Source organism: Vibrio sp. HM8-C (assembly GCF_058630515.1).
In genome coordinates this window covers 144,519-169,154 of sequence record NZ_JBMMKS010000003.1, presented here as the reverse complement: position 1 = coordinate 169,154, position 24,636 = coordinate 144,519, and the positions used below count along the sequence as shown (strand labels likewise).

Below are 24,636 nucleotides of genomic sequence, written 5' to 3'. Positions count from 1 at the left end.
TTACTCGTCAATATTATCGAGTGTCAAACGGCGGTAACTACCACACGCTATACCTTCATCTTGGTAGCCAGCCAAACTTTCAAACACATTGAAATGAGAGACTACGATTACCTTTGAATATCCGCTGTATCTCTTAAGAACATTTTCAGCTCGTGATTTAACCGCACACCAAGACTCATACAAATCGCCAGTCGGTTCAATCTGGCTTTTTAATAACGAGCGGTATTCACCCCATCGTCTATCTCTTTCACTAAGCTCAACAAAGCCACCTAACAAGTCTGCTCGCCACTCGCGCAGGTCATGCTCGACATAAAGATCTAGTCCAAGTTTGCGGTTAATAATTTCTGCGGTTTGAAGTGCTCTAGTATAAGGAGACGATATGATGATCTCTGCATTCTCATGCTGCAATTCAGCGGCAACCGCATGAATGTCGTCCAAATAGGCTCGATCAAGTGGCGCGTAATCCTTTTCAAGCTGAGACATATTTCTCTCATCAGACAGCGAATAGTCAGGCACACCATGTCTTACAAATACAATTTCCATATTCAAACTTCTCAACTTTATCTTCGTAAAAATAGGTTTTTAAGCCAATAGTCGTTATTCATGGTTGCTTCAGGCTTATTACGGCTAACCAATAAGTTAACGACTTCAATAGCTATCCTGCATTTGACAATAACCAAATGCTTCAACAAATCATCAGCCCATAATACCTAACTAGAAGTATCTTGGTGTTGAACCAGAAAACTTCGAAGAATCCTTTGAGATATACATACAGTTAGAGCCTTCAATAGTTTCGAAGCCAAGCCTAGCATAGAACTTGTGGTCAATATCGCTATGTAAGAACAAGAACTTGCAGTTGTGGTTCGCGAACAATTCGTCTGTAACTAACTTAACCAAATGGGATGCATAACCTTTACCCCGCTCACTTTTTGGCGTTGCAACTGAACCAATACCAAAGCAGGAATCGTCAAGATCAAACATTCTGGAATACACGATGAGGGACGAAACGACCTGCTCGTTTTCAATTAATACGTACCACGTACCTGCTTGGTATTTATCGTTACCACGGCATTCCGCTAAATACTCTTCATAAGTCATACCTTCATGCCAAGTTTCGAAACCCATGTCATAAATGGCATCTAGCTCATCGACTTTTGCTTCTCTTAAATACATCCTTGCAAACTTCCTCATTTAACCAAGGCATACAACACATTGTTAATGTGGTGCATACACACCACTCCACTCAAACTTAACAACATTAATGCTAAAACTGGCGAGTCCACAGTACACCCACTAATGACATCATGCGGTGCTTCTTATGCATTTCTCCATGTGACGGCAAGGCTAATTGCTTCTTTCAAAACAGGCCAATTAACAAGACTTTCTTGGTATTCCCCAGCCTTACCATTCAAATGCACCCCATATACCTTCAATCTAAATGCGAGTATGGCGTAAAACGCATCTACGGCACTTGCGGATTCAAACATAAAAGGTAACTGGGCTTTAGAAAAAATCTGTTCAACTCGCTCTAGTTCTCTATTCACCTTATCGTTATCAGAAAGGTACGGTAATACGCTATCGAGAGTAAACGGCAGTGTTTTTCGCACATTGAAAAACCCAGAATGCAGTTCAGCACATAGACTTCTTGCTTGGGCACGTTCCACTTGAGATGACGGATATAATTTTCCGTTAGACAATTCCTCAAAATATTCTGCAATCGCTAGCGAATCATGAATAAAGTAGTCATCAACTTCTAACACAGGAACTAAGCCAGCTTGCGAATATTTCTCTATTTCGCTTTTATATGAAGGCTTGGAAAGATCAATAAGCTCAATATCGATTTCTAGTTCAGCGATTTGCGCACAGATCCACGCTCTTAAAGACCAAGTTGAATCAGTCCCCACGATTAATTTCATTTCAATACTCCCTTTTGAAAATTTTTATATTGAGTTCTCATCTGACGAACGATATATGAGTGTCCACAAATCGCCTTAAACACTTAGTTCCATGCAAACCATCAGAGCCACTAGTATCAAATTCAACAATGTGATTTCGCTAGTTAAAGGAAGTTTTGTGTAGCACCCACTTTTCCAGTTCTTCGTTATCGTCATCAATGACGATGCCAGTAAAAACGAAATTGTTTGCTTTTACAACAGTGAGAGAAGCTACATTAGCTGATGGAATCAAAGCGACGACATTTTCAATCAAACCGCCAAGCGTGGGAATCTGCGTTAAACGTTGGTTAAGTGCTTACTTGAGTAAATCTCTTAGAAAGCTCCCCTACCTTGCAATATCCAAGAGCTAAAGGATAAGCCTTATTATCTTCTGAGACATAGAAAAGAGCTGGGAAACCACTTACTTGCAAATGACCTGCTATATCTAAATGCTCCTGAAACTGCTGCTCAATTTCTTCCGATTCCAATTGGAGTGCAAACTCGCTTTCACTCAATTGGAGCGACTTAGCGCAGTCAATCAATGTTTGATTCAACGACGGATTTTTAGCTTCTGAGTAATAAGCTGATTGGATGGCCTTTACCATTTTTTCAGAGCTACTTGCTACCATGTTCTCAGCTGATATTACTGCCCTACAAGCTTGATATGTTGAACGATAAGGTATATTCAACTCCCAGTAACTATGGTTAAAAGTTACGTGAGATACCTTCTCGATTTGATACCAATATGAAGAAATTGTTTGCTTCAGATTATCATCCATAGGCTCATGGTTATCAGGAGCTAGACCTCCCATTATCCAGTCAACTTCTGCTGTAGGATGCTGTGCCAAAAATTGTTCCAACTCAGGTTGAAAGGCAAAACACCAAGCACACATAGGATCCATAACATATATAAATCGCATAGCATTACTCTCCATTTAAGTGGGAATATCTCTGACACATAACGTCTTGCTAAAGGGTGCAAAACGCGAAGTGTCGGCATCCCACGAAGCCAGCTTTAGCTAGCGTAGTGAACTTAAGCAACTTGTTATATGAATTCCCGGTTGAAACGCCTAACTTTTGTACGCATATTTTTCATAGGCGATGATGTATTAAACTGAATCATACGCCCTAGTGTCCATTGCTCATACCACGCTACACCATACAACTCATAGTTACTTAAGCTTGAAATGAGTAGAAGTATCTCGTTTATCGTAAACTCTAGCTCAACAAGCAAATCTCTGTACTTCCAGTCTCGATATTCTTCGTGGAAACTTTCGGCTAGCAACCCTAGTTGATTCCATTTATAGCCAGTTTCCGGAAAATCCACAGGCTGATTTTGAGATTTTAAACGATGCCATTTTAGAACGAGTTTTCCCCAACCAATCAAGTAAGCGGCTGTATCACTAACGCTAATGAATGTACCTTTAATGTTTCCCTCTACACCGACTTTGCGGGCTTTACTTTCAGGAATTGCGCGATAGTCAGTCATTAGTTTTGAGAATATAGAGTTTATGGCTAACTCCAATTCATCCTTATTTTTTGGTACAGAAGACAATTTCGACCTCCATTCACATAATGCCGCGTTAAGTAGTGAGCAACGCTAAACCACCCAACCTAAACCTTTACATCATAAACACTTAACACAGCTTTGAATGTAGAACGCCAAGCGTTGCGAATCACTCTTGAACAACTTGTTATATGCTTGTCTTGCACCTATAATTTATGCGCAAATACAATACGCATAGGTTACTATCATGAGAAACACACATAGTACACAAGCACCAAAAAAGGCTACGAACTTAAGCTTAAACAGTGAGTTACTCGCTGAAGCTAAGCGCTTAAATATAAACCTTTCAGCAACAATGGAAAAGGCACTTGAAAAAGAAGTAAGTCAACGCCTCAAAGCTGAATGGTTAGAGCAAAATGCTGATGCCATTAATGCTTGTAACGAGCTAACTGAAAACCACGGGCTATTTTCCGATTCTTACCGAGTATTCTAATGTCACAATTTTCACTATACAAAAACAACGATAAGAGCACTGCAACTGCGTACCCATACTTTGTCGACGTTCAAAGTGAATTACTGGATACACTGAACACTCGCTTAGTGATTCCGTTGACGCCTACAGAATTATTAGAGAAAAAAGCACCAAGTCACCTATGCCCAATAATCCATATTGATGAAGGTGACTTCGTAATTCTTACGCATCAAATGGCGAGTGTTCCAACCAAAATCCTACGAGAACCAGTGAATAATCTCAGCACTTTTAGAAACGAGATCATCTCTGCTATCGATTTTCTGATTACTGGCATATAACGCCCGCCTAAGGGGCTGGCAACGCACTGCCACTAAACTCGAACACAACAGCCGTAACCACTGCGGCTCACTGGTACTGGAAATGCCACGCGTTGACAGCCCCTCTTTTGGCGTTTGTTAGTTGCACAATGCGCACTGAATTTTTTCTTTATTTTCAGTGATATATTCTATGTCATTTAGATAAGCTTGAAGATGACCTTGCTCTATATTTTCAGCAAAGGATTCATTACCATTTTCGGCTTCACTACGCATGAAGGTTACTAAAGCCTGTAATCGCTGAACCATAGCATCGGCTAATTGTTCTCTTTCCATTTCAGTTGCACCGTAACTATCACAGAACAACTTAGCTCTAGCCACCTGATCTGAGATTGTGCCTAGCTTATCATTGCTGTCAGTTTTGAAAGGAGACCAACAATAAACCGAATATGCTAAATCCCATATTCTTGGTGCTGGGTGAGCCGTGTCGAAGTCAAACACACCAACAACTGTATTTTCTAATAGAGCAACATTGTATGGGGTAAAGTCACCATGACAGATAACCTCGAGTGGTTCTCTCGGCTCTAACATCCATCGGTGTGCATTAACATCAATTTGCTCCTAAAGTGAAACTGTTGAGTCATGTATTTTACGTAATAATTTACCCGCAGACTTGAGTGCATCATTTGTTGCGATTGCGCCAACTAACGGATAATTGTAGGTATTACCTGCGACAAAACTTAAGATTTCTTGGTTTTGATTAACACCTAAAAACTTTGGGATTTCATCAACCTTTGCTCGCTCAAGATGCTTCAAAATAAGATGAATTGTAGAACGCCATGACTGAAGAGGTCGGTAGACGACTTCACCATCTCGATATATTGCAGATTCTCTTCCACCGGATAATTCTTCCACGCTACCTCCCTGTGTAACTAACGCCCTGTTAAGGTGTGAGCAACGCAATACCGATGCTACCGCATACCACCTTAAACACTAAAACCAATGCAAAGTAAAAATGCCACGCGTTGCGAATCACTCTTAACCAGTTTGTTATGCGACACTTTCGGCAAAACTCTTCCAGTCTTCGTTTTCTACTAATGTAGATCGATACACCTTTATGTTTGAGCAACCGGAAATATTCTTAATAACTGATTTAACATGGTCAGCGACTGATTGTGCCAGCCATGGACTCAGGACAATACGGTTAATTGACGCCAAATCAAATTTCAGGCGTAGTATCGGGCCAAGATCGGTATCCGAACCGACAAAAAGTCTAAACTCTTGTTCATCTTTAAAAACTATTCGCTTCAAAAATGGAAACTCATTAGTTTCGGGATTTATCTCTCTAAGTTCTGTAATTTTTTTATACTCAACGGATTTGGTTTGTAAATCAGTTTGGTTTTCCAGACTTGTTAAAAGCTTATCTCTGTTGAACTCAACATATATCCCACTAGTGCCACTCGAGAAAATCTTCCAATGGTGATACGTTTCAGAAGCTTCAGTCAAACAAAGTGCATATGTGGATTTTAAACCTTTAACTTTGGCATATTGTTTTATATAGAAAGAGTCATTCCTATCATCCCATGTATCTGGATTCAATAGAGCCATCTCTTTTGTAACCAACATATCTATTAAAAAAGGTAGCTCTGTATATCTCTTTAATGATAGTCCCAATTTTAACTCCTTATTTTCTGTTGCATAACGCCCTGTTAAGGGGTGAGCAAAGCAATACAAAAGCCGCCGCAAACCGCCTTAAACACTAAAACCAACGCATAGTAAAAATGCCACGCGTTGCGAATCCCTCTTGAACAGTTTGTTAAGTTTCATTTATCAAACTAAAGTGGGGCATTTTTTCACCTGAAGATTTTGCAACTAACTGCGAATTATATGCTTCCATACATTTGGCATATTGAGGCTCTCGTAGTTTTTCTGAATCGACAAAAGTCTTAGCAACAATTCGCCCAACGAATGTGCAGTTGACATCACTAGTTGACGCAGTGAACCACATACCTAGTAATTCACCATTATTAATATAAGGTAGAGCCGTATCTACCGAGTTTAGTCCCGGAGTTCGCCACTTTTCTTGTATATTAATTATTTTTTGGGCATCTCGGGTAAGCACGTATTTTGTTTGCTCATGAATTGCTTTAGCAACATCAAGTCTTGGATTCTTTGTCTTCAACCGCTGAATTAAACGCTGTATTGCATGTTTAGAGAAACGCATGTCACTGTCGTATATAGAGTACTTCCCGTTAACTTTAGCCAGATATGCACCAACAAACATTTCCTTTACTTGGTCATATATTACCAACATAGCCAGACAATCGCGCTCTCCAATATAAAATCCAGAAACTGAGCCATCTTTGAACAAAGACTTTGCTTTCTTCTGCATGTTCTTTAAACCACCGTTACTAACAAAACGGATGTTATTGACATTCTCAACGCATTCTCGCGCTAAACGCTTCATCGCACCTTTAGCTAATGACTCATCTATAACCAGAGGATCTAACTCAAACTTCCCTACCATCTTAAATTCCGTTTGTATGCTCTGGACTCTACTGAAACTTAACGCCCGGTTAAGGGGCTAACAACGCTTTGCAATAAACTATAAATAACTGCCTTAATCACGAAAGCCCATTAGAACTAAATTCGCCAAGCGTTGGTAGTCCCTCTTCAACCGTTTGTTAGCTTACTTAGTATGAATCACAGCTAGTTATCGAACCGTACGTTTGGCACGTGGTTCTCACTGGTGGGGTGTAATAGGTTGCAGCCTTACTGTAACCATCAGCTATTGACTTAGTCGCATCGTTTATCGCTTTAGACCAGTTTTCCATATTTCGTTGCTTTCGCAACGCTGCTTGTAATTGTGCATCTTTTCCTAGTTCTACCGCTCTATCACAAACGTTAGACGGCACATCCCAATTTTTATCTACTTCTATTCTTTTAAATTGTTCAGATTTCAAAATTTTCCAATATTCGAAATCATCTTCTTTGCCCAAGTTATAGCACAAGTCTATATTGTCCATAGCGGATGCAGCCAAATACCTTTCTTGCGCTATTTGCTCCGTTGTTTTACAGCCTGCTAACAGAAAAATGCAAAAAAAGCATGCCTTACTGCGATACATCGTCATAAATTATTAACACTCAAAAATAAATGAAGGCTGATTTTAAAATTTTTATCAACTTAATATTGCGAGTGACAATTAAATATAAGCTAACAGTTCTTATATGGAACAATTCCACAAATCATGTTCCATCTAATCTTCTAATCTTCTAATCTTCTAATCTTCTAATCTTCTAATCTTCTAATCTTCTAATCTCAATTGTAGATAATCAATTAACTTAATCAAAAACAATGACTTTTGCATTATTTCCATAACGTCACATCTCAAAATGTGGACTTACTCCTGTTGATCTACCACATCGTGATTCCATACCTGTAAATACAATTCGCTTTCAAAGGTAACGGGATGAAATCACCATTTTTAAGTCAGTTAACTGAATTTATGCTGGCGCGCCATTACGCTAAAACAACAGTACATACCTATCGTTATTGGATTGTTCAGTTCATTCGCTTTAATCACAATCCACACCAAAGGAACTCGGATGCGAACAGGTTGAGGCATTTTTGAAATAATTCCAGCTCAGTCACGTTTACCATTTCATCTGATGTACGGTTCAGGATTACGTTTGATGGAAAGTGTCCGTCTTAGAGTTAAAGATATAGATTTTGATTATGGTGCTATTCGCATTTGGAATGGAAAAAGCGGATCGTTTAACCGAATCCGCCTCTGTATTTATTGCTGAGTATCAACGACTAAATATTAGAGATACACACTGTGTCTTTGAACACGTGACAGTTTGCTTTGTTAAAAGTGAGTTCGATTTCTTCACCACGTTTTACTGCTACATCGCCTGACAAGTGAACTTTGTAGTTTTCGTAACCACCTACCACACCGAACAGATAAGTACTGTTACCAAGTCTCTCTACTGCGTCTGTTTTGAAATGAAGGTTATAGTCACCTTCCCCACCGACAGATAAATGCTCAGGGCGAAGACCGAATGTCAGTTTATCGCCTAGTGTAATTTTAGAGAGGTCGATATTAAGAGTGATCGATTGACCGTCAGGCAGTTTGAGCGTTGCACCTTCTTCACCAATATGCGTCACTTTTGCAGGTAGCATATTCATTTTCGGAGAACCAATGAAGCCAGCAACAAACTCGTTTGCTGGGCGGTTGTACAGCTCAAGTGGAGAACCAACTTGTTCAATACGTCCATCTTTTAACACAACGATTTTGTCTGCCAATGTCATCGCTTCAACTTGATCGTGAGTAACATAAATCATAGTCGTTGCGAGTTCTCGGTGAAGACTGGAAATTTGCAAACGCATATCTACACGCAGTTCAGCATCAAGGTTGGATAATGGCTCATCAAACAGGAACACTTTCGGGTTACGCACAATCGCACGGCCAATAGCAACACGTTGACGTTGACCACCTGACATATCTTTCGGTTTACGATCCATTAAGTGGTCAAGCTGCAGCGCTTTTGCGGCAGCATCTACGCGTTGTTTGATTTCAGCTTTTGGAAAACCGTTCATTTTCATGCCAAAGCCCATGTTCTCTTCCACAGTCAAATGTGGATAAAGCGCATAAGACTGGAACACCATCGCAATACCGCGCTCTGCTGGGTCGACATGGTTTACCACTTCATCATCAATACACAACACGCCGTCTGTAATGTCTTCCAAGCCTGCAATTAAACGTAATAATGTTGATTTACCACAACCAGATGGACCAACAAACACAACGAACTCACCGTGTTTAATATCAAGGTCAACACCATGAATCACCGTGTGTTCGCCATAGCGTTTAACAACATTGGAAAGATTAATATTTGCCATCTTTACATCCTTAAATTTGCTTCTCTAGAGAGTTCTGGAGTCACTCTCTACCGATAATGTGCTGGCTATGTAATTGCCAGCACAGACGGCATCTGATTAAAACTTCAATTCAACTTGGTAACGGTAACGTTCGCGGTTGAGTTTAAACTCGTCGTGTACACTTGGTGTCCATGAATCGTCACCACCAACACCCATGTGGAATCCATCAATTCGCACAAACAGGTTGCCACTGTCTTTCAGTTCGTTGGTGTGTTTCGCTTGGGCTACATGCTCTTGAGCAAAACGGCTAACAGATAAATGGAAGTCACCTTGTACACTAAGCTCGCCAATTTGCGCTTCTTTCACATCGCAACGTAATCCGCTGTCTGATGGGAAAATATATCCTGTGTGCATCTCTTCTTGGTTAGCGGTGTAGCGACCAATGTGCGCTGAATCCAAACGGTCTGGGTAGTTCTCATGTGGACCACGACCAAACCACTCTACCGATTGCTGTTTCTGTGGTAGTGCCAGTTCCATACCTACGCGAGCCAACGGTGGTGCGCTTTTCGCTACGCGAGCATCTACATCAATCGATACAGTTCCGTCGGCGTATATGCGGTAAGTCCAAACCGTCGCCATCAATACACCTTGCGCATTTTTGTGCACAAACTGAGTGACGACTTCGACGACATTCGGTTTATCAAACAGTTGTAACTCAACACATTCCACATCAAGCTGATTAATGCCTGCTGCATCCCAACGAGCAGACCATGCATTTGGATCGACGCGGTCAACTTCACTCACACCAATATCGTTATCTAACGGTGCGCGGTAGAAATTGTCTTTTGGTCCTGAGATTAATTTCTCTTCTCCATCAACCATCCAGCTATCAATCACACCCGATTCTTTGTTAAAGCGAATAGCGAAGCCTTCACCGCTTACTGTTGCGTTATCAACATATAAAGCAGAAGCCAAAACACCTTGTGATTTTGCGCGCTTCACTAGTAGTGATGGTGATGACGGTAGATCAAACTGATATGTTGCCGTTGTATGACCCGCTTGTGCCCACGCTGTATCACCAATCAAACTAACCTGTAGATTCAAATGGTATGACTTACCGACCTTAGCTTCTGGTAACGCCTTAGTAAGTTGCAACTGAATAGACTGCTCAGCATCAACAATCAGCGGAATTTCACCACTTTCAATAACCAAACCGTCTTCTGTGATCGTCCACGATAGCTGTTCATTCTCAGAAGAAGTGAATAGGTTTTCGCTGGTCACTTTAATAATTAATGGCTCAGTACCAAGCAGTTTAAATTGGTAGAACTGTTGTGCGTGTTTCGCTTCTAAAACAGTTGGATGCACAGTGCGGTCAGGGAAAATCAAACCATTAATACAGAATTGACGGTCGTTGATCTCATCGCCAAAATCGCCACCGTATGCCCAGTATTTAGTGCCGTTTTCATCGGCTTTAGTAATGCCTTGGTCAACCCAGTCCCAAATAAAACCGCCTTGCAGACGCGGATAATCACGGAAAGCTTGCCAGTATTTGTTAAAACTACCTAAGCTGTTACCCATAGCATGAGCATATTCACACAGGATCAGTGGACGATGCTCACCCGGTAAACCTAGCCATTTTTTCAATGCGTATTTTGGTGTCACCGTTGGGTCGATGTGATGGACTTGGTCTTTATCAACACGAGAATACATAGGCACGATGATATCAGTCGCTGCTGTATTTGAGCCGCCACCTTCGTACTGAATCGGGCGTGATGGGTCACGTAACTTTGTCCACTGATACATAGCATGGTGGTTGCCACCAATACCCGATTCGTTTCCTAGTGACCAAATGATCACAGACGGATGGTTCTTATCGCGTTCGACCAAACGTGTAATGCGGCGCATATACGCATTTAGCCAAGTTGTGTCATCAGAAAGGCGACACATCGGGAACTGGCCGTGTGTTTCAATGTTCGCTTCATCAACCAAATACAAACCGTATTCGTCGCATAGCTCGTACCACAACGGATCATTGGGATAGTGAGCGGTACGAACTGCGTTAAAGTTATGCTGCTTAAGCAGTTTGATATCTTGCAGCATGGTCTCGCGAGTCATTGTATGACCAGTTTCTGGATGATGTTCATGGCGGTTAGCACCACGAACCAGAATCGCTTTTCCGTTCACTTTAAGCAGACCATCGGTGATTTCTACGCTGCGGAAACCCACATTGTAGGCTTCGCAGTCAAGTTGTTCTTCACCACTAAATAGAGTCACAACGCAGCGATATAAGTACGGTGACTCAGCACTCCATTTATGTGGATTCTCAACGTAGATCTTGTGCTCTGCGCGCTCTAACCAAGGACCTTTTTCATCAATAATACGTTGCCCACAGCTTGCTGACTTCACGCCAAACACTGAGTTGCCTTGTGCATCAAATAGCTCAACCTCAACACGGTTCGCCGCGTTTTTCTCGCTAACGCTGGTTGTTACATTCAACCAACCATCGCGATAACACGCATCTAACGGCGTTAAGATTTGTACATCTTGAATGGAGATTTGCGGTTTAGCTAATAGCGTGACATTACGGAAAATACCGCTTAACCACCACATGTCTTGGTCTTCTAAATAAGAACCGTCAGACCAACGAATCACCATTGCTGACAGTTGGTTCTCACCTTCCACTAAGAAATCGGTCAAATCGAATTCAGCAGCAAGGCGGCTATCTTGCGAATACCCTACCCACTTGCCGTTACACCAAAGATGGAATGCAGAGTTAACACCATCAAATGTGATGGTTTGACGCTTACCAGCAAAGTGTTTTGGCACTTCAAAGCTCAGACGATACAAGCCTGTTGGGTTATCCGCGGGAACGTACGGTGGTGTATCAGCAAACGGGTATTTCACGTTGGTGTAAATAGGTTTGTCGTAACCTTGTAGTTGCCAGTTGTTAGGAACAGTAATGTTGTCCCAACCTGAATCATCAAACTCAGGTTCAACCGTCATTGCTAAAACGTTTTCAGGGCGGTCATATAACTTAAATTTCCACTCGCCGTTTAAAGACAGTTGATTCTCTGATTCTTGTTTTGTTAATGCAGCTTCTTTACTTGTGTATGCTTTCAACGGCGCGTGAGCAGCAATCACATTGTGATGTGTTACATGCTGGTTTTCCCATTCACGCGCACTAATAATTTGTTCAAATGTTCTCATTTTTATTATTCCAGACTTATTTCACCGAACCTGTCATACCCGCAACGAATTGCTTCTGCATTGCGAAAAACACAGCCAAAGTTGGGAGTGTCGCGACGACAGTTCCAACCATGATGATTCCGAAATCAGGGAAATAGGCAGACGATAGAGATGATAGAACGAGGTTAATTGTTTTTAATTCGGCAGATTGCAGCACGATCAGTGGCCATAAGAACGCGTTCCACGATGTCATGAATACGATGATAAATGCCGCTGCGTAAGTGGTTTTCATCACAGGGATGTAAACAAACAGGTAAATTTTCCAATCTTTTACGCCGTCTACACGGGCTGCATCAATCAGCTCATGCGGGAATGCTTTTGTACATTGGCGGAAGTAGAAAACAATGAATACCGACGCAATCGTTGGCAACATCACGGCTGCATGGGTATCCAACAGTTGTGCTTTCGCCATCAGTGTAAATAGCGGAATCATTAACGCTGCAAATGGAATCATCATGGTGAGCAATAATGCACCGTAAACACGATCACGCAGCTTACTTTTGTACACTTCAAAACCATACCCTGCCATTGAAGAGATCAGTAAGGTAACAATAGTACTGATGATGGCAATTTTGCTGGTGTTCCAGAAAATAAGCCCCAGATCCACCTGTTCACTCAACCGCGTAATATTGGCAAGCAGCTGATCGCCAAAGGTAAATTTACCCTTATTGATCTCGGTTGCGGTGTTTGTGCTCGATACCACCATCCAATAAAAAGGAAACAGAGAGATAAACGAGAACACCGTGAGAAACAGATACATTAAAGCGCGGTTAATTTGGCTCTTACTCATCGTTATTTATCCTTAGCGATCTTGAATTGCATAATCGCAAGTACTGCTGCGAAGAATACGATGACGTATGACACCGTCGCCGCATAGCCGAAGTTTGGTACGAACTTGAACGACAAGTTGTAGATGTACATAGAAAGCGTCATGGTTTCGTTTGCTGGGCCACCAGCAGTAATGTTGACCACTTCATCGAACAGTTGCAGCGTGCCGATTGTCGACATCACGGTAGTAAACAGAATCACCGGTTTTAGCAAAGGCACGGTAATAAAGAAGAACTGTTTGGTTGGGCTAACCCCTTCCATGCGCGCAGCTTCGTAAATCGATTTGTCGATGTTTTGCATCGCAGACAGGAAGAAAATCATGTTGTATCCCGTCCAACGCCAAGTGATCGCAATGATGATGGTCACTTTTGCCCAGAACGGATCGGATAACCATGGAATCGGTTCACCAATAATATGTGCCCACATCAGGAAGGAGTTAATGATCCCTTCGTATGCAAACATACTCTTAAACAGAATTGAGTACGCAACAAGTGATGTGACACAAGGTAAGAAAATAGCGAGTCGGAACAAGCTACGGAATTTCAAATTCGGTGCATTAAGGCATGAAGACAGGATCAGCGAGAGCAAAATCATCACTGGCACTTGAATAACAAGGAAAATGAACGTGTTCTTCAGTGATTTTAAGAAGAATGGGTCGTTAAAAAGACGTAATACGTTATCAAAACCAACGAACTGCATCATGACGCCGCGTCCAGAGTGCATCGACATCCAGAGCGAATTCACAATGGGATAAATCATAAAGAGGCTGACAAGAATGACAGCAGGAAGAACAAACGACCAACCGTTAATATCGTAAAAGCGGTGAAAGCTTTTTTTGCTCTTTTTCTGTTTTTTACTGATGGCAGTAGAAGTATCCATAAGGCAAACCAAGAAAGCAGTGTAAAACAAGGCACTTAGGCACCCTTGCAGGTGCCTAAGGAAGACAAATTAACGTAGTTGGAACTCAAGCTGTTGTTGAACATCGCCCAACACTTGCTCGATTGGAGCACCTTGAACGATCGCAGGTAACATTGAACTCAATGCTGCGTCCACTTCATAGGTGTAAATGCCGTAGTTCACTTCTGGGATCATACCTAACCAATCTGAGAAGTTAGCGTAGATTTTTTGACCACCGAAGAATTCATTGCTGAATTGGTAAGCCGCTGATTGACCAGAAGGCATGTAAGAACCTACTGCACCACGCTCTTTAAGAATGGTTTCGTAGAATGGAACGTTTGAACCGAACGTTGCATTAAGGAACTTGATTGCTTCTTGCTTCTCTTTTGAAGAGTTCAATACGTACCAGCTTGAACCACCAAGGTTAGAGCTGTTCACCGCACCTGATTTATGTAGGCGTGGCGTTGCGGCTACCGCCCATTCACCCGCTTGGTCTTTACCTGCTTCAACAGACGGTGTAATCCAAACGCCTGTTACGATAGAAGCCACTTGACCACGGTTTAATGTACCCACCCACTCAGACCAACCGATAGTTGGACGAGACACATCTGGGCTCATCAAATCTTTAAATACTTTTAAGGCTTCTTTTAGTGATTCGTTGGTAGTGATATTTAGCGAACCATCTTTATTGAAGTACCACTCACCGCCTGATTGCATCATAACGCGCACTAGACCTAGGTCATCTGGGTTCATACCCAACATAGCTACGCCAGTTTTCGCTTTAACTTGTTTACCAATTTCAATGAAGCGATCCCAAGTGATGTTTTCTAGGTCTTTCGCTGTGAAGCCTGCTTTCTCTAGCAAGTCGGTACGGTAGTACATACCCGTTACGCCAGTATCAAACGGCAGACCGTAAACTTCGCCATTCAGTGTCATCAAGCTCACTTTGTATGGTGCGAAGTTTTTGTAATCAACATCTTTGGTCATTGGTGCAAAAGAACCTGGGTATGACTGTAGATATTTTTGTGCGTTGTAATCTTCAATAAGAACAACATCAGGAAGTGATGACGTAACGCCAGATGCAAGCATAGTGTGCAGTTTCTGCTCAAGGTCTGCTTTTGCGAAGTCCACGACTTTAATCGTCGTTTCTGGGTGGTCATTGGTATAAACCTTCGCTGCTTCTTCCATAATCGCAACGTTAAAGTTTGGATCCCAAGCCCATACAGTAATTTCATCTGCAAGTGCTGCATTACTGAAACACGCTAAACCAATCGAGGTTGCAAGCATATTCTTAAGCATTTTCTTATTCATAATCACATTCTCTTTTTTATGAGTAGGGTGCCACATCACCTTAACCAACCACTGATTTGCACAATGAAAACATTCCGTGTTCATCAATCATCAAAGCAATATGGAAACGTTTACAATTCAGGTTAACATTCACCATCCAAGTTAAGTAAGACCTAGCGCTCAATTTCGTGATCCTCTAAACAATAAATTTTCTTATAAGCAATCTCTGAATCGTTAGAGTATCTCGTCTTTCCGTTTCAAAAATCGATAAAAAAACAAAGAAACATGAAGCTATATCATTGAATAAAAACACATTTATTAAATTTAAAGATTAAAAAGCGGTGTATTTTCTGAAAATAATTTAGCGTTGTTTAACCGCTAGACAAGGAATTGAATGTGAAACAGTCAGAGGTGGAAACGTTATGATGCGAGCAAAAATCACTCACTGTAAACGCATCCAATTTGAAAGGTCATGGAAAAGAAGCTGTGAAAACGTTTTATTAAACCAGTGGAATACCAATTCCCTTAACTGAGTAATACACATGACCTTCAAATTTATTGATTTGAATATGTGTGATGCTCTGGTTTTCTATAGCCAAGGTGGTGTAAAGCTGTGGATTTTGCCAATCCAAGCCTAAGACATGTGCGAGTATGTAACGGATAGGTCCACCATGAGCGACGATTAAGGTGTCTTGTTCACAGTGTTGAATGATTTGTTCCCACGCTTCAACCACTCTTTCATAACCTTCTTGCAAAGGCTCAGCATTAGGCAAGTGATTCAGTGCAGGGTTCGACCAGAATTGCTCTAGCCTCTTCCATTCGTGCGTGAGTTCGTCAAAGGGTACGCCATCAAAGTCTCCGAAGTTCTGTTCTTTCAATCGCGGTTCAATTACTAGCTTTAATGCAGGTTTAAGCTCTGTGACCAACTCAGCCACTCTTTGGCACCGAATCAGTGGCGATGAATAGACTTTGTGGAAGGAATAGTGCTTCAAAAGTGCATGAGCAATTGAGTTTTGAATCGACTCATCAACAGCCACATCAATATGACCATTTAACGCTGGTTTACCTTGGGTTTTCCCATGCCTTAATAAGTAAAGGTTCATCGTCATCTCCTTTTGCCTTATTGACCGCCTTTGAGATTCATTGGTAACCCTGCCACAACAAAGTCGACTTGTTCAGCAACTCTCGCAACGGCTTGGTTCATCCACCCAGAATGGTCTACATAGAGTCTGGTGAGCGCATTCATCGGCACGATACCCAGCCCCACTTCGGTTGAAACACACAATACGGTAGCTTGGGTTTGCGACAGAGCATCCGTTAACTCATTAAGTTTAAGCTTGATTTGCTCACTGTCAGCGTTATCACCCAAATAATGAATTACATTGTTTAACCAAACCGTCAGGCAATCCACCAGCACGACATCATGCTGCTTAAATTCCATTAGCACTTTTGGCAGTTCTACTGGGTATTCATGATTAACCCACTGCTCATCACGACGAGCTTGATGGAGTGAAATACGTTCTTTCATTTCATCGTCGAATGGTTCTGCGGTTGCTACATAATGGAGACATGTCTGAGGGTGAGTACGCTTGCCTTCTTCTAACAAATTCAATGCTTGCTGCTCAGCAAACGCCGATTTTCCGCTACGAGCCCCACCCAGATACAACCTTACTGCCATGTTGTGTTCTCCACTATTTCCAACTCCATGAATTAAGCCACATATTTGCTATTAAGCACAGTGAGTTATCGCACTGTCTTACGAAAAAAAGCTAGTGAGAGAATACTAACGAAAGAATGCTAACGAAATGAATAACCAGATTGTTTAGCTCCGTCTCACTTGAAGAAGCCGTGAACTTTATGAACAGAATCACCACAATAACCAATATTATTTTTATCTCGTCTTTACAGACTTATCGTTAACACTCTCATAACATTTCACTACCCGTTAAGCAATTTCTGCCCTACTCGCGGGAAATATAACTATAAGCATCGTTCGTATTGGAATGGTGCGGAAACATAAGGAACGTGAAAATGTTAAAACATATCAAACCGACCCTAGCTGCGTCGCTTCTTGCAGCCGTATTCTCACTACCAAGTATGGCTGCAGAGCTAGAGAAGATTCATTTCTTGATCCCTGGCGGCGCTGGCGGTGGTTGGGATATGACAGCTCGTGGTACTGGTGATGTACTGATGAAAACACACCTCATCGATAATGTTTCGTACCAAAACCTATCTGGTGGCGGCGGTGGTAAAGCTATTGCTCACCTTATTGAGACGGCTGATCGTCAAGAAGACACCTTGATGGTGAACTCGACACCTATCGTCGTTCGTTCTCTTTCTGGCGTGTTCCCACAGTCTTTCCGCGATTTAACACCTGTAGCGGCAACTGTATCGGATTACGGCGCTCTTGTTGTTGCTGGTGATTCTAAATACAACACTTGGGAAGACGTCGTTGCTGATTTTAAAAACGATCCTAAAAACGTAAAAATTGCTGGTGGCTCTGCACGTGGCAGCATGGACCATTTAGTTGCTGCGGCTGCATTTAAAGGTCAAGGACTAGACCCTAAAGCAGTGCGTTACGTAGCGTATGATGCGGGCGGTAAAGCAATGGCTGCTCTACTTTCTGGTGAAACTCAGCTGCTTTCAACTGGTCTGGGTGAAGTACTGGAAATGTCGCGTAATGGTCAGGTGAAAGTATTGGCTATCACTTCACCAAAACGTCTTGAGTCTGCTCCTGATATCCCAACACTTGCTGACTACAACAACTCAACGGTATTTGCTAACTGGCGCGGCTTCTTCGCTGCACCGGGTGTTAGCCAAGAGAAAGTGGACGAGTGGAATGCTGCTCTAAGCAAGATGTACACAACAGATGAATGGAAAGTGGTTCGTGACCGTAATGGCTGGATCGACACCTACAAAGCGGACAAAGAGTTCTTTGCGTTCTTAGAAGATCAAGAAAAGCAAATGGGCGACTTAATGCGCGAACTAGGCTTCCTGAAATAATCTCTCCTTTGGGGTAAGTAGCGCTTGCCCCAAATCTTTTACCCGTAATTGAGTGTGCTTATTACTCCTTTGTTTATTGGTTGGACATTCGACTAGCAGCGAATGACTTACTCTTGGTTAATGACCTTCATTACCTTGCTCAATTACGGTTTTCTTTCCCTTTAATTTGTAGAACATGGAGTTGGATATGTCGGAATCGCCAACGAATTTATTCAGCAAAGAATCCTTACTGTGCCGAGACCGTGTAGGCGCAATGATTTTTCTCGTGCTGTGCCTTTGCTATGGGTATCAAACGTCGCTGATACCTATGTTTCCCGGCGATGAAGATGAACCTTTCAGCGCCAAAACATTACCCATCATTTTGACCTACATTGGTGTTGGTCTATCACTGCTTCTGCTGGTAATGGGGCAACCAGATAAGAAAAGTGGTGCGGTGTTGGATTTCAACTGGAAACTGCTGATTGGCTTTTTGTTACTAATGACACTGTACGGCATCGGACTCACTTATTTAGGCTTCGTACTGGCAACGGCTTTCTTCCTGTTAGCTGGATTCTATTTGCTGGGCGAGCGCCGTAAGTCAGTGCTTCTGGGCGCATCTTTCCCGTTTGTCATTGCTTTCTATTTGATATTAACCAAAGGGCTGGATGTTTACCTAGAGCCCGGACTTATTTTCACTATTTGGTAGGAACGGATTATGTTAGACGGAATTTTACAAGGACTCTCTACCGCCGTAATGCCATTTAACTTGTTGATGGTGATCGTCGGTTGTTTTGTCGGTACATTTATTGGGATGTTGCCGGGTTTAGGCCCGATTTCTGCCATCGCTTTGATGATACCTATTACATATGGCTTAGAACCTTCTTCAGGTCTTATTTTGATGGCGGGCGTTTATTACGGGGCGATTTTTGGCGGCTCAACATCGTCAATCCTGATTAACGCGCCCGGCTGTTCTGCCACTGTGGTAACCGCGTTTGACGGCTACCCTATGGCGCAAAAAGGCCAAGCAGGTAAAGCGTTGGCATTGGCCGCTTACGCTTCTTTCACTGGTGGTACTTTATCAGCCATCATGCTACTTGTAGCTGCACCTGCTTTAGCAAAAGTATCACTCAGTTTCCAATCATCCGACTACTTCGCATTGATGTTAATGGGTCTATCCGCTGTTGCTGCCTTTGCAGGTAAAGGGCAAGTGATTAAAGCGTGGATGATGACCATTCTTGGTTTGATGCTATCAACCGTAGGTATCGACAAAGGTATCGGTGTAGAGCGTTTTACTTTCGGTTTAACTGACTTAATGGATGGCTTTAGCTTCCTGCTGCTTGCTATGGCAACGTTCGCGCTTGGCGAAACATTAATGGGCATTTTGAAGCCAGAACTTGATACGAGAAATGAAGAAAACGACAAACTTGCCAATATCGGCAGTATGAAAGTAACCAAAGAAGAAGTCCGTGAAGCTGCGCCTGTTGCACTACGCTCTTCTCTACTCGGTTTCTTTACTGGTGTTTTGCCGGGAGCAGGAGCAACGATTGCTGCGTTCCTAAGCTACGGTATGGAGCGTAACATTGCACCAAAACACAAACGTGACGAATTTGGTAAAGGTTCACTTCGTGGTCTAGTCGCACCAGAATCTGCAAACAACGCAGCTTCAAGTGGTTCGTTTGTTCCGCTACTAACGCTTGGTATTCCGGGCTCAGGTACGACGGCGATTATGCTTGGTGCATTGATCGCTTACGGTATTCAACCAGGGCCTAGACTGTTTGTTGAACATCCAGATGTGTTCTGGTCAGTAATCATTTCAATGTATGTGGGCAACATTGTTTTGCTTATTCTGAATTTGCCATTGATCCCTTACATTTCTAAGTTATTGGCTGTACCAAGAACGGTGCTTCTACCTATGATTTTGTTCTTCTCAATCACAGGTGTGTATCTGGTTTCATTCAACACAATGGACGTATTCATTATGATTCTCATCGCAATGGGAGCTATTGCCCTACGTCTAGCTAACTTCCCATTAGCACCGCTACTACTTGGGTTTATCTTAGGTGGTTTAATGGAAGAGAACTTGCGCCGTGCGTTGATGATCTCCGATGGTGAAATTAGCTTCTTGTGGGAACGCCCTATCACTCTAACCTTCACGGTTATTTCAGTGCTAGTACTTGTCAGCCCACTGCTTGCTGTGATTGCGAATAAGCTTCGCCGCCCACAAGCGGCTAAGGTGCAATAAAACTAGAAACCACTAGTTGTAAAAACCATTAGTCGTAAAAAAGAACCGTAAATATCAAAGCCTAGTGTCTTCACTAGGCTTTTTTGTTTTCGATATAAATAAACTTAAGAATGAGTTTTCTAATTTCTGTCGACATAAATTTCACACTTGCCCTCGTAGTATCACCTGCATAGAAACACATTCTCTAAAGGTATTTATTGTGAAACCAGGCAGAACAGGCATTCAACGCATAATTTTTGCGACAGGCTATTCCATGAAAGGTTTACAAGCCGCATGGATAAACGAAGCAGCCTTCCGTCAGGAACTGGTTGCTTCCGCGCTTCTCACCATCAGTCTCTTTTTTCTTCCTGTCACCAACTTAGAACGCATCGCTATGGTGGGTTCTTTAACACTGGTTTTACTAGCGGAATTGCTTAATTCAGCCATTGAAGCGGTGGTTGACCGAATCGGTAGTGAAAAGCATGAACTCAGCGGGAGAGCGAAAGATATCGGCTCAGCAGCAGTGTTTGTTGCTCTAGCATTTGCTGCTTTTACTTGGCTAATTATTTTGGTGTAACGCTATGAAACTGATTAAACCCAATTTCTCACTCTCTTATGCTGGCGTTACTTTAGTGCTGGCAACGTTTTTCGCTTTAGTAATGAATCTGCCAGTCTACGCTGCCTTAGTCGGCATTTTTGGTAAGCTCGACAGCGTAAAAATCGGCTTCATTATCTCGTTGCCGTTCTTCTTCGCTGCCGCACTAAATTTCTTGTTCAACCTGTTCAGCTGGCCTTACATTACAAAGCCATTTTTCATTGTGTTAATAATCGTATCTAGCTTTGTTAGCTACACGAGCTACAACTATGGCACTTTGTTTGATACAGATATGATCAACAACATCGTTGAGACAGATTCGAGTGAAGCTGGTTCTTACTTGAGTTTCTACTCACTTGGTTGGGTTGCGTTGTTAGGATTGTTGCCAGCTGCTGTACTTGCCTTTACCAAAATTAAAAAGCCAACGTCTTGGGTTAACTTTACTTTAAGAAAGTTAGGTTCAATGATGGCTTCATTAGTAGTGATTGGCGTGATCGCTATTATGTATTACCAAGATTATGCGTCTGTAGGTCGTAACAATAGCTATTTGAAAAAGCTGATCATTCCAACTCAATTTGTTTACAGCACAACCAAATTTGTTAAACAGAAATACTTCTCTACACCGATTATTTATAAAGAGCTTGGTTTGGATGCAAAGCAATCACCAGAAGCATTAGCCGCTGCGCAAACCAAGCCAACACTGTTTGTATTCTTGTTGGGTGAAACCGCTCGTTCATACAACTATGAACTTAATGGTTATGAGCGCCCTACTAACCCATACACTCGCGACCTAAACGTGATCTCGTTTAAAGATGTCAGCTCGTGTGGCACAGCAACCGCAGTTTCGGTTCCTTGTATGTTCTCAGCAATGGATAAGAGTAGTTTCAGCAGAGATATTGCAGACAACCAAGACAACGTATTGGATATCCTAAGCCATGCTGGAGTTGACGTTGCGTGGCAAGAAAACGATGGTGGCGACAAAGAAGTGGCTAAGCGCATCAAGAAAACAGAAATCAACCGTAAACGCGTCGATGATATGTGTAACGGCGAGACTTGTTACGACATGGCGATGTTGGAAAACTTTGACCAAAAAGTCGATGACCTTAAGGGGAATCGTATGATGGTTATGCACCTTATCGGAAGCCATGGCCCAACGTACTTCCAACGTTATCCAAAAGCGATGGGAGCATTCCAACCAGACTGCCCACGCAGTGATATCGAAAACTGTAGCGTCGAGCAGATCGTGAACAGCTACGACAACACTATTGCCTATACTGATTATGTTGTTGCACAAACCATAGATAAATTGAAAGCATTGCAGGACAAATACAACACGGCTCTTGTGTATATCTCAGACCATGGCGAATCGTTGGGTGAAAACGGTATGTTCTTACACGGTATGCCTTATGGTTTAGCGCCAAACAACCAAACTCACGTACCGCTTATCGTTTGGTTATCTGACGGTTTCAAACAAGAAAAACACGTACAAAAAGGCTGTCTTGAGAACCACGCAACCACCAGACAATACTCGCAGGACAATGTGTTCCATTCGCTACTAGGCATCATGGATGTGAACACAAAAGCCTACAACCCAGATATGGATTTATTCGCTAGCTGTCGTTCTTAATCGTTATTGATGTTTTCACAATTCACTGTGTGATATTTGCGCCCTAACTGGGCGCTTTTTTTTTGCTTATGCTGTTTTGAACACAACTAGGTAATTAGTTTGAATCTCCACACACTCAAATAATCTACATAAGCCTGTAGCAAAACAATCACCTGTGATAGCTATAATTTCCTAACGTTCTTATTTACATACCATTTGCTAAGTTGTTGAGTCGCGATATCCAAACTCACTGTTGGGGAGTACGGTTAGGCTAAGTAACTCGTAAATAACGTTATTCCAAAGAAGATCAGCACCAATCCAGCTACTCTCTCTATGATGTGTATCACCGCTTTGAGTTGCTTCTGCACGTGCGGACGCCCAATCGCAGATGCTATAAATAGATCCCAGAGTAAAACTGCAAAAAACATCCATACTCCGCAAGAAACTTGCTGAATCAATGTGACTTCACTTCCCAAAATGACAGTCATTAAGCTCATATAGAACAGAGCGTTCTTTGGGTTGAGTAGCGCTGAATTCAAACCAAGCAACAGCTGATTGATAGCCGACGGAGCTCTCTCCTTTTCGTGTTCAGCCTCGACTAATGACCCTGTTTTTTGACTTCTCAGCAACCGTTGCCCTATCCACAAAAGATAGATAGCCCCTAATACTTCCACAAAGGAAAAAACGAGCTGATTGTCCCTAATATTGGTCCAGCCCAGTATGGCTAATGCGATATAAAGTGCATTCCCCAGCGCAACGCCAAGACAGATAAATCGACTGCCTTGCAATCTATGACGAATTGAGTGGCCAACAATTAAGAAAAAGTCCTGTCCTGGGCTTAAAAGCGCAACAAAGTGAGCCAGTGCCAATGCAGGAAATGCAACGGGAAAAAGAGTTGAAAGTGACATGAATATTTACCTATAGCCAAAACTGTCGTCAGACTATAGGTTTTCTAACTTAACAATTATTGTCGAAAATTGACGTTACTTGCTGATATTGACGTGGTGTTGAGGCGGTATAGTTCACAAATGTACGATGCAACTGACTTTGGTCCGAGAAACCAACTTCAGCCGCAACGTCAGCGATGTTCATCCCTGACTTAAGTAGTATCTTCGCTTTTTCGATACGAGTATTGTTTAAAAATGACTTGGGCGTAATACCAAGCTGCTTCTTAAATAACCTAATCAATGTCTCTTTGGGGCGTCCTAGCTCCTGTGACACAACATCCAACGAAGGAACACAAGCGATATCATGAAGCAGTCGTTCGCGTAACTTTGTGACTAACTCGCTTTCCTCTTCGTTGTTTGTTAGAGGCACACAATAACGGCTAACCAGATTCAGTAAGCTACTTTGTACCGTTGTCACAACGTCGTTGGTAGGATGATTAAATAACTTGAAAACCAAATCGGAAAAATCAAGATTTCCCTGCCATGCTGAATGCAGTTTTTGCTCACAATGATATCGCTGAATCTCGTATCCGTAGATCTTAGACAAAACCTGACAACACCAATCATCATCGAGATACAACATATGGTAGCTGCGAGGCTTATGCGCTAAAGGATTACAAGCATGAACAACATTCGGTGCTATTAGAATGATATCGCCGTTTTTCAGAACTACATTTTCATTGGGTAGTGACAATCGAGTCTCACCAGACTCAATAATGCCTATCGATAATTCACTATGGCTATGAGCTTTATAACTCTGCGTACTATTGCAAGTAGTGCGGATCGTTAAATAGGGAATATCCTTATTCTTCCAAAAACGCTGATTTACATCCCGAACAGTTTCCGCCACAACAACCCACTCCCCACTCCCAACTAGTGGTTCATCGTATTGCACTGAACCGTTCAGCGCAATAA

The 24,636-nt window shown here is 42.2% G+C and carries 26 protein-coding genes and 1 pseudogene; 9 read left to right on the top strand and 18 right to left on the bottom strand.

Annotated elements, in window-relative coordinates; genetic code table 11:
- The 5 genes from ACOSVQ_RS05550 to ACOSVQ_RS05530 form a co-directional block, all read right to left on the bottom strand.
- Window positions 1-543, bottom strand: coding sequence for a histidine phosphatase family protein (locus ACOSVQ_RS05550; protein WP_491981564.1), 543 nt, complete (start codon window positions 541-543; stop codon window positions 1-3).
- Between the two features lie 171 nt (window positions 544-714).
- On the bottom strand, window positions 715-1,173 hold the full coding sequence (locus tag ACOSVQ_RS05545) for a GNAT family N-acetyltransferase (protein WP_491981563.1): 459 nt from the start codon (window positions 1,171-1,173) through the stop codon (window positions 715-717).
- Between the two features lie 143 nt (window positions 1,174-1,316).
- Complete coding sequence (locus ACOSVQ_RS05540; RefSeq protein ID WP_491981562.1) at window positions 1,317-1,916, bottom strand: glutathione S-transferase family protein; 600 nt, start codon at window positions 1,914-1,916, stop codon at window positions 1,317-1,319.
- A gap of 326 nt (window positions 1,917-2,242) precedes the next feature.
- Entirely contained in the window at window positions 2,243-2,854 is a 612-nt protein-coding gene (locus ACOSVQ_RS05535; RefSeq protein WP_491981561.1) for a DsbA family protein, read from the bottom strand.
- Between the two features lie 125 nt (window positions 2,855-2,979).
- Window positions 2,980-3,489 (bottom strand): ClbS/DfsB family four-helix bundle protein, encoded by a 510-nt coding sequence (locus tag ACOSVQ_RS05530; RefSeq protein WP_491981560.1) that lies wholly within the window; start codon window positions 3,487-3,489, stop codon window positions 2,980-2,982.
- A 199-nt stretch (window positions 3,490-3,688) separates the two neighbouring features.
- On the opposite strand from ACOSVQ_RS05530, the gene ACOSVQ_RS05525 reads away from it, so the two are divergent.
- Together ACOSVQ_RS05525 and ACOSVQ_RS05520 are read left to right on the top strand one after the other, a co-directional pair.
- Complete coding sequence (locus tag ACOSVQ_RS05525; protein ID WP_053809770.1) at window positions 3,689-3,934, top strand: type II toxin-antitoxin system CcdA family antitoxin; 246 nt, start codon at window positions 3,689-3,691, stop codon at window positions 3,932-3,934.
- Window positions 3,934-4,251, top strand: coding sequence for a CcdB family protein (locus ACOSVQ_RS05520; RefSeq protein WP_491981559.1), 318 nt, complete (start codon window positions 3,934-3,936; stop codon window positions 4,249-4,251). The genes ACOSVQ_RS05525 and ACOSVQ_RS05520 overlap by 1 nt, the downstream gene beginning before the upstream one ends.
- Window positions 4,252-4,368: 117 nt before the next feature.
- On the opposite strand, the pseudogene ACOSVQ_RS05515 reads toward ACOSVQ_RS05520, so the two are convergent.
- From ACOSVQ_RS05515 to ACOSVQ_RS05500, 4 genes and pseudogenes are all read right to left on the bottom strand, one after another.
- A pseudogene (locus tag ACOSVQ_RS05515) lies at window positions 4,369-5,142 on the bottom strand (aminoglycoside phosphotransferase family protein).
- Between the two features lie 135 nt (window positions 5,143-5,277).
- Window positions 5,278-5,901, bottom strand: coding sequence for a DUF2971 domain-containing protein (locus ACOSVQ_RS05510; protein WP_491981558.1), 624 nt, complete (start codon window positions 5,899-5,901; stop codon window positions 5,278-5,280).
- A 142-nt stretch (window positions 5,902-6,043) separates the two neighbouring features.
- Complete coding sequence (locus ACOSVQ_RS05505) at window positions 6,044-6,754, bottom strand: hypothetical protein (RefSeq protein WP_491981557.1); 711 nt, start codon at window positions 6,752-6,754, stop codon at window positions 6,044-6,046.
- 166 nt (window positions 6,755-6,920) lie between these two features.
- Window positions 6,921-7,253: a hypothetical protein gene (locus ACOSVQ_RS05500; protein ID WP_491981556.1), complete on the bottom strand. Its 333-nt coding sequence runs from the start codon at window positions 7,251-7,253 to the stop codon at window positions 6,921-6,923.
- Window positions 7,254-7,697: 444 nt separating this feature from the next.
- Here ACOSVQ_RS05500 and ACOSVQ_RS05495 point away from each other — a divergent pair, with 444 nt between their 5' ends.
- Window positions 7,698-7,859, top strand: a complete 162-nt coding sequence (locus ACOSVQ_RS05495) for a phage integrase N-terminal SAM-like domain-containing protein (protein WP_491981555.1) — start codon at window positions 7,698-7,700, stop codon at window positions 7,857-7,859.
- Window positions 7,860-7,896: 37 nt separating this feature from the next.
- A complete protein-coding gene (locus ACOSVQ_RS05490) occupies window positions 7,897-8,034 on the top strand; it encodes a hypothetical protein (protein WP_491981554.1) in 138 nt (45 codons plus the stop codon).
- Window positions 8,035-8,044: 10 nt separating this feature from the next.
- On the opposite strand, the gene ACOSVQ_RS05485 is transcribed toward ACOSVQ_RS05490, so the two are convergent.
- The 7 genes from ACOSVQ_RS05485 to cobU form a co-directional block, all read right to left on the bottom strand.
- Complete coding sequence (locus ACOSVQ_RS05485) at window positions 8,045-9,130, bottom strand: ABC transporter ATP-binding protein (RefSeq protein WP_491981553.1); 1,086 nt, start codon at window positions 9,128-9,130, stop codon at window positions 8,045-8,047.
- Between the two features lie 96 nt (window positions 9,131-9,226).
- Window positions 9,227-12,316: a beta-galactosidase gene (locus ACOSVQ_RS05480; protein ID WP_491981552.1), complete on the bottom strand. Its 3,090-nt coding sequence runs from the start codon at window positions 12,314-12,316 to the stop codon at window positions 9,227-9,229.
- A 16-nt stretch (window positions 12,317-12,332) separates the two neighbouring features.
- Window positions 12,333-13,145 carry a carbohydrate ABC transporter permease gene (locus ACOSVQ_RS05475; protein ID WP_491981551.1) on the bottom strand — a complete coding sequence of 271 codons (813 nt, stop codon included), beginning with the start codon at window positions 13,143-13,145 and terminating at the stop codon, window positions 12,333-12,335.
- 2 nt (window positions 13,146-13,147) lie between these two features.
- Complete coding sequence (locus ACOSVQ_RS05470; protein WP_392477631.1) at window positions 13,148-14,062, bottom strand: carbohydrate ABC transporter permease; 915 nt, start codon at window positions 14,060-14,062, stop codon at window positions 13,148-13,150.
- Between the two features lie 69 nt (window positions 14,063-14,131).
- Window positions 14,132-15,391: an extracellular solute-binding protein gene (locus ACOSVQ_RS05465; protein WP_491981550.1), complete on the bottom strand. Its 1,260-nt coding sequence runs from the start codon at window positions 15,389-15,391 to the stop codon at window positions 14,132-14,134.
- A 479-nt stretch (window positions 15,392-15,870) separates the two neighbouring features.
- Window positions 15,871-16,479 carry a histidine phosphatase family protein gene (locus ACOSVQ_RS05460; protein WP_491981549.1) on the bottom strand — a complete coding sequence of 203 codons (609 nt, stop codon included), beginning with the start codon at window positions 16,477-16,479 and terminating at the stop codon, window positions 15,871-15,873.
- A gap of 11 nt (window positions 16,480-16,490) precedes the next feature.
- Complete coding sequence (gene cobU, locus ACOSVQ_RS05455; protein ID WP_491981548.1) at window positions 16,491-17,048, bottom strand: bifunctional adenosylcobinamide kinase/adenosylcobinamide-phosphate guanylyltransferase; 558 nt, start codon at window positions 17,046-17,048, stop codon at window positions 16,491-16,493.
- Between the two features lie 353 nt (window positions 17,049-17,401).
- On the opposite strand from cobU, the gene ACOSVQ_RS05450 reads away from it, so the two are divergent.
- The 5 genes from ACOSVQ_RS05450 to ACOSVQ_RS05430 all read left to right on the top strand — a co-directional run bounded on the left by ACOSVQ_RS05450 (window position 17,402) and on the right by ACOSVQ_RS05430 (window position 22,795).
- Window positions 17,402-18,373, top strand: a complete 972-nt coding sequence (locus tag ACOSVQ_RS05450) for a tripartite tricarboxylate transporter substrate binding protein (protein ID WP_165311490.1) — start codon at window positions 17,402-17,404, stop codon at window positions 18,371-18,373.
- A gap of 187 nt (window positions 18,374-18,560) precedes the next feature.
- The gene (locus ACOSVQ_RS05445) at window positions 18,561-19,058 is read left to right on the top strand and encodes a tripartite tricarboxylate transporter TctB family protein (protein WP_491981547.1); all 498 of its coding nucleotides are present in this window, start codon (window positions 18,561-18,563) and stop codon (window positions 19,056-19,058) included.
- A 9-nt stretch (window positions 19,059-19,067) separates the two neighbouring features.
- Window positions 19,068-20,594 (top strand): tripartite tricarboxylate transporter permease, encoded by a 1,527-nt coding sequence (locus tag ACOSVQ_RS05440; RefSeq protein ID WP_491981546.1) that lies wholly within the window; start codon window positions 19,068-19,070, stop codon window positions 20,592-20,594.
- 199 nt (window positions 20,595-20,793) lie between these two features.
- On the top strand, window positions 20,794-21,150 hold the full coding sequence (locus tag ACOSVQ_RS05435; protein WP_165311493.1) for a diacylglycerol kinase: 357 nt from the start codon (window positions 20,794-20,796) through the stop codon (window positions 21,148-21,150).
- Between the two features lie 4 nt (window positions 21,151-21,154).
- Complete coding sequence (locus ACOSVQ_RS05430; protein WP_491981545.1) at window positions 21,155-22,795, top strand: phosphoethanolamine transferase; 1,641 nt, start codon at window positions 21,155-21,157, stop codon at window positions 22,793-22,795.
- 245 nt (window positions 22,796-23,040) lie between these two features.
- On the opposite strand, the gene ACOSVQ_RS05425 is transcribed toward ACOSVQ_RS05430, so the two are convergent.
- Together ACOSVQ_RS05425 and ACOSVQ_RS05420 are read right to left on the bottom strand one after the other, a co-directional pair.
- Complete coding sequence (locus ACOSVQ_RS05425) at window positions 23,041-23,682, bottom strand: LysE family translocator (RefSeq protein ID WP_491981544.1); 642 nt, start codon at window positions 23,680-23,682, stop codon at window positions 23,041-23,043.
- Between the two features lie 49 nt (window positions 23,683-23,731).
- Window positions 23,732-24,571, bottom strand: a complete 840-nt coding sequence (locus ACOSVQ_RS05420) for an AraC family transcriptional regulator (protein ID WP_491981543.1) — start codon at window positions 24,569-24,571, stop codon at window positions 23,732-23,734.
- Between the last annotated feature and the right edge of the window lie 65 nt (window positions 24,572-24,636).

Excerpts from the sequence above, each read along its gene's own strand:
- ACOSVQ_RS05550 (WP_491981564.1), bottom strand. The coding sequence starts at position 543 with ATGGAAATTGTATTTGTAAGACATGGTGTGCCTGACTATTCGCTGTCT.
- ACOSVQ_RS05545 (WP_491981563.1), bottom strand. The coding sequence starts at position 1,173 with ATGTATTTAAGAGAAGCAAAAGTCGATGAGCTAGATGCCATTTATGAC.
- ACOSVQ_RS05540 (WP_491981562.1), bottom strand. The coding sequence starts at position 1,916 with ATGAAATTAATCGTGGGGACTGATTCAACTTGGTCTTTAAGAGCGTGG.
- ACOSVQ_RS05535 (WP_491981561.1), bottom strand. The coding sequence starts at position 2,854 with ATGCGATTTATATATGTTATGGATCCTATGTGTGCTTGGTGTTTTGCC.
- ACOSVQ_RS05525 (WP_053809770.1), top strand. The coding sequence starts at position 3,689 with ATGAGAAACACACATAGTACACAAGCACCAAAAAAGGCTACGAACTTA.
- ACOSVQ_RS05520 (WP_491981559.1), top strand. The coding sequence starts at position 3,934 with ATGTCACAATTTTCACTATACAAAAACAACGATAAGAGCACTGCAACT.
- ACOSVQ_RS05505 (WP_491981557.1), bottom strand. The coding sequence starts at position 6,754 with ATGGTAGGGAAGTTTGAGTTAGATCCTCTGGTTATAGATGAGTCATTA.
- ACOSVQ_RS05500 (WP_491981556.1), bottom strand. The coding sequence starts at position 7,253 with ATGGACAATATAGACTTGTGCTATAACTTGGGCAAAGAAGATGATTTC.
- ACOSVQ_RS05495 (WP_491981555.1), top strand. The coding sequence starts at position 7,698 with ATGAAATCACCATTTTTAAGTCAGTTAACTGAATTTATGCTGGCGCGC.
- ACOSVQ_RS05490 (WP_491981554.1), top strand. The coding sequence starts at position 7,897 with ATGTACGGTTCAGGATTACGTTTGATGGAAAGTGTCCGTCTTAGAGTT.
- ACOSVQ_RS05485 (WP_491981553.1), bottom strand. The coding sequence starts at position 9,130 with ATGGCAAATATTAATCTTTCCAATGTTGTTAAACGCTATGGCGAACAC.
- ACOSVQ_RS05480 (WP_491981552.1), bottom strand. The coding sequence starts at position 12,316 with ATGAGAACATTTGAACAAATTATTAGTGCGCGTGAATGGGAAAACCAG.
- ACOSVQ_RS05475 (WP_491981551.1), bottom strand. The coding sequence starts at position 13,145 with ATGAGTAAGAGCCAAATTAACCGCGCTTTAATGTATCTGTTTCTCACG.
- ACOSVQ_RS05470 (WP_392477631.1), bottom strand. The coding sequence starts at position 14,062 with ATGGATACTTCTACTGCCATCAGTAAAAAACAGAAAAAGAGCAAAAAA.
- ACOSVQ_RS05465 (WP_491981550.1), bottom strand. The coding sequence starts at position 15,391 with ATGAATAAGAAAATGCTTAAGAATATGCTTGCAACCTCGATTGGTTTA.
- ACOSVQ_RS05460 (WP_491981549.1), bottom strand. The coding sequence starts at position 16,479 with ATGACGATGAACCTTTACTTATTAAGGCATGGGAAAACCCAAGGTAAA.
- cobU (WP_491981548.1), bottom strand. The coding sequence starts at position 17,048 with ATGGCAGTAAGGTTGTATCTGGGTGGGGCTCGTAGCGGAAAATCGGCG.
- ACOSVQ_RS05450 (WP_165311490.1), top strand. The coding sequence starts at position 17,402 with ATGTTAAAACATATCAAACCGACCCTAGCTGCGTCGCTTCTTGCAGCC.
- ACOSVQ_RS05445 (WP_491981547.1), top strand. The coding sequence starts at position 18,561 with ATGTCGGAATCGCCAACGAATTTATTCAGCAAAGAATCCTTACTGTGC.
- ACOSVQ_RS05440 (WP_491981546.1), top strand. The coding sequence starts at position 19,068 with ATGTTAGACGGAATTTTACAAGGACTCTCTACCGCCGTAATGCCATTT.
- ACOSVQ_RS05430 (WP_491981545.1), top strand. The coding sequence starts at position 21,155 with ATGAAACTGATTAAACCCAATTTCTCACTCTCTTATGCTGGCGTTACT.
- ACOSVQ_RS05425 (WP_491981544.1), bottom strand. The coding sequence starts at position 23,682 with ATGTCACTTTCAACTCTTTTTCCCGTTGCATTTCCTGCATTGGCACTG.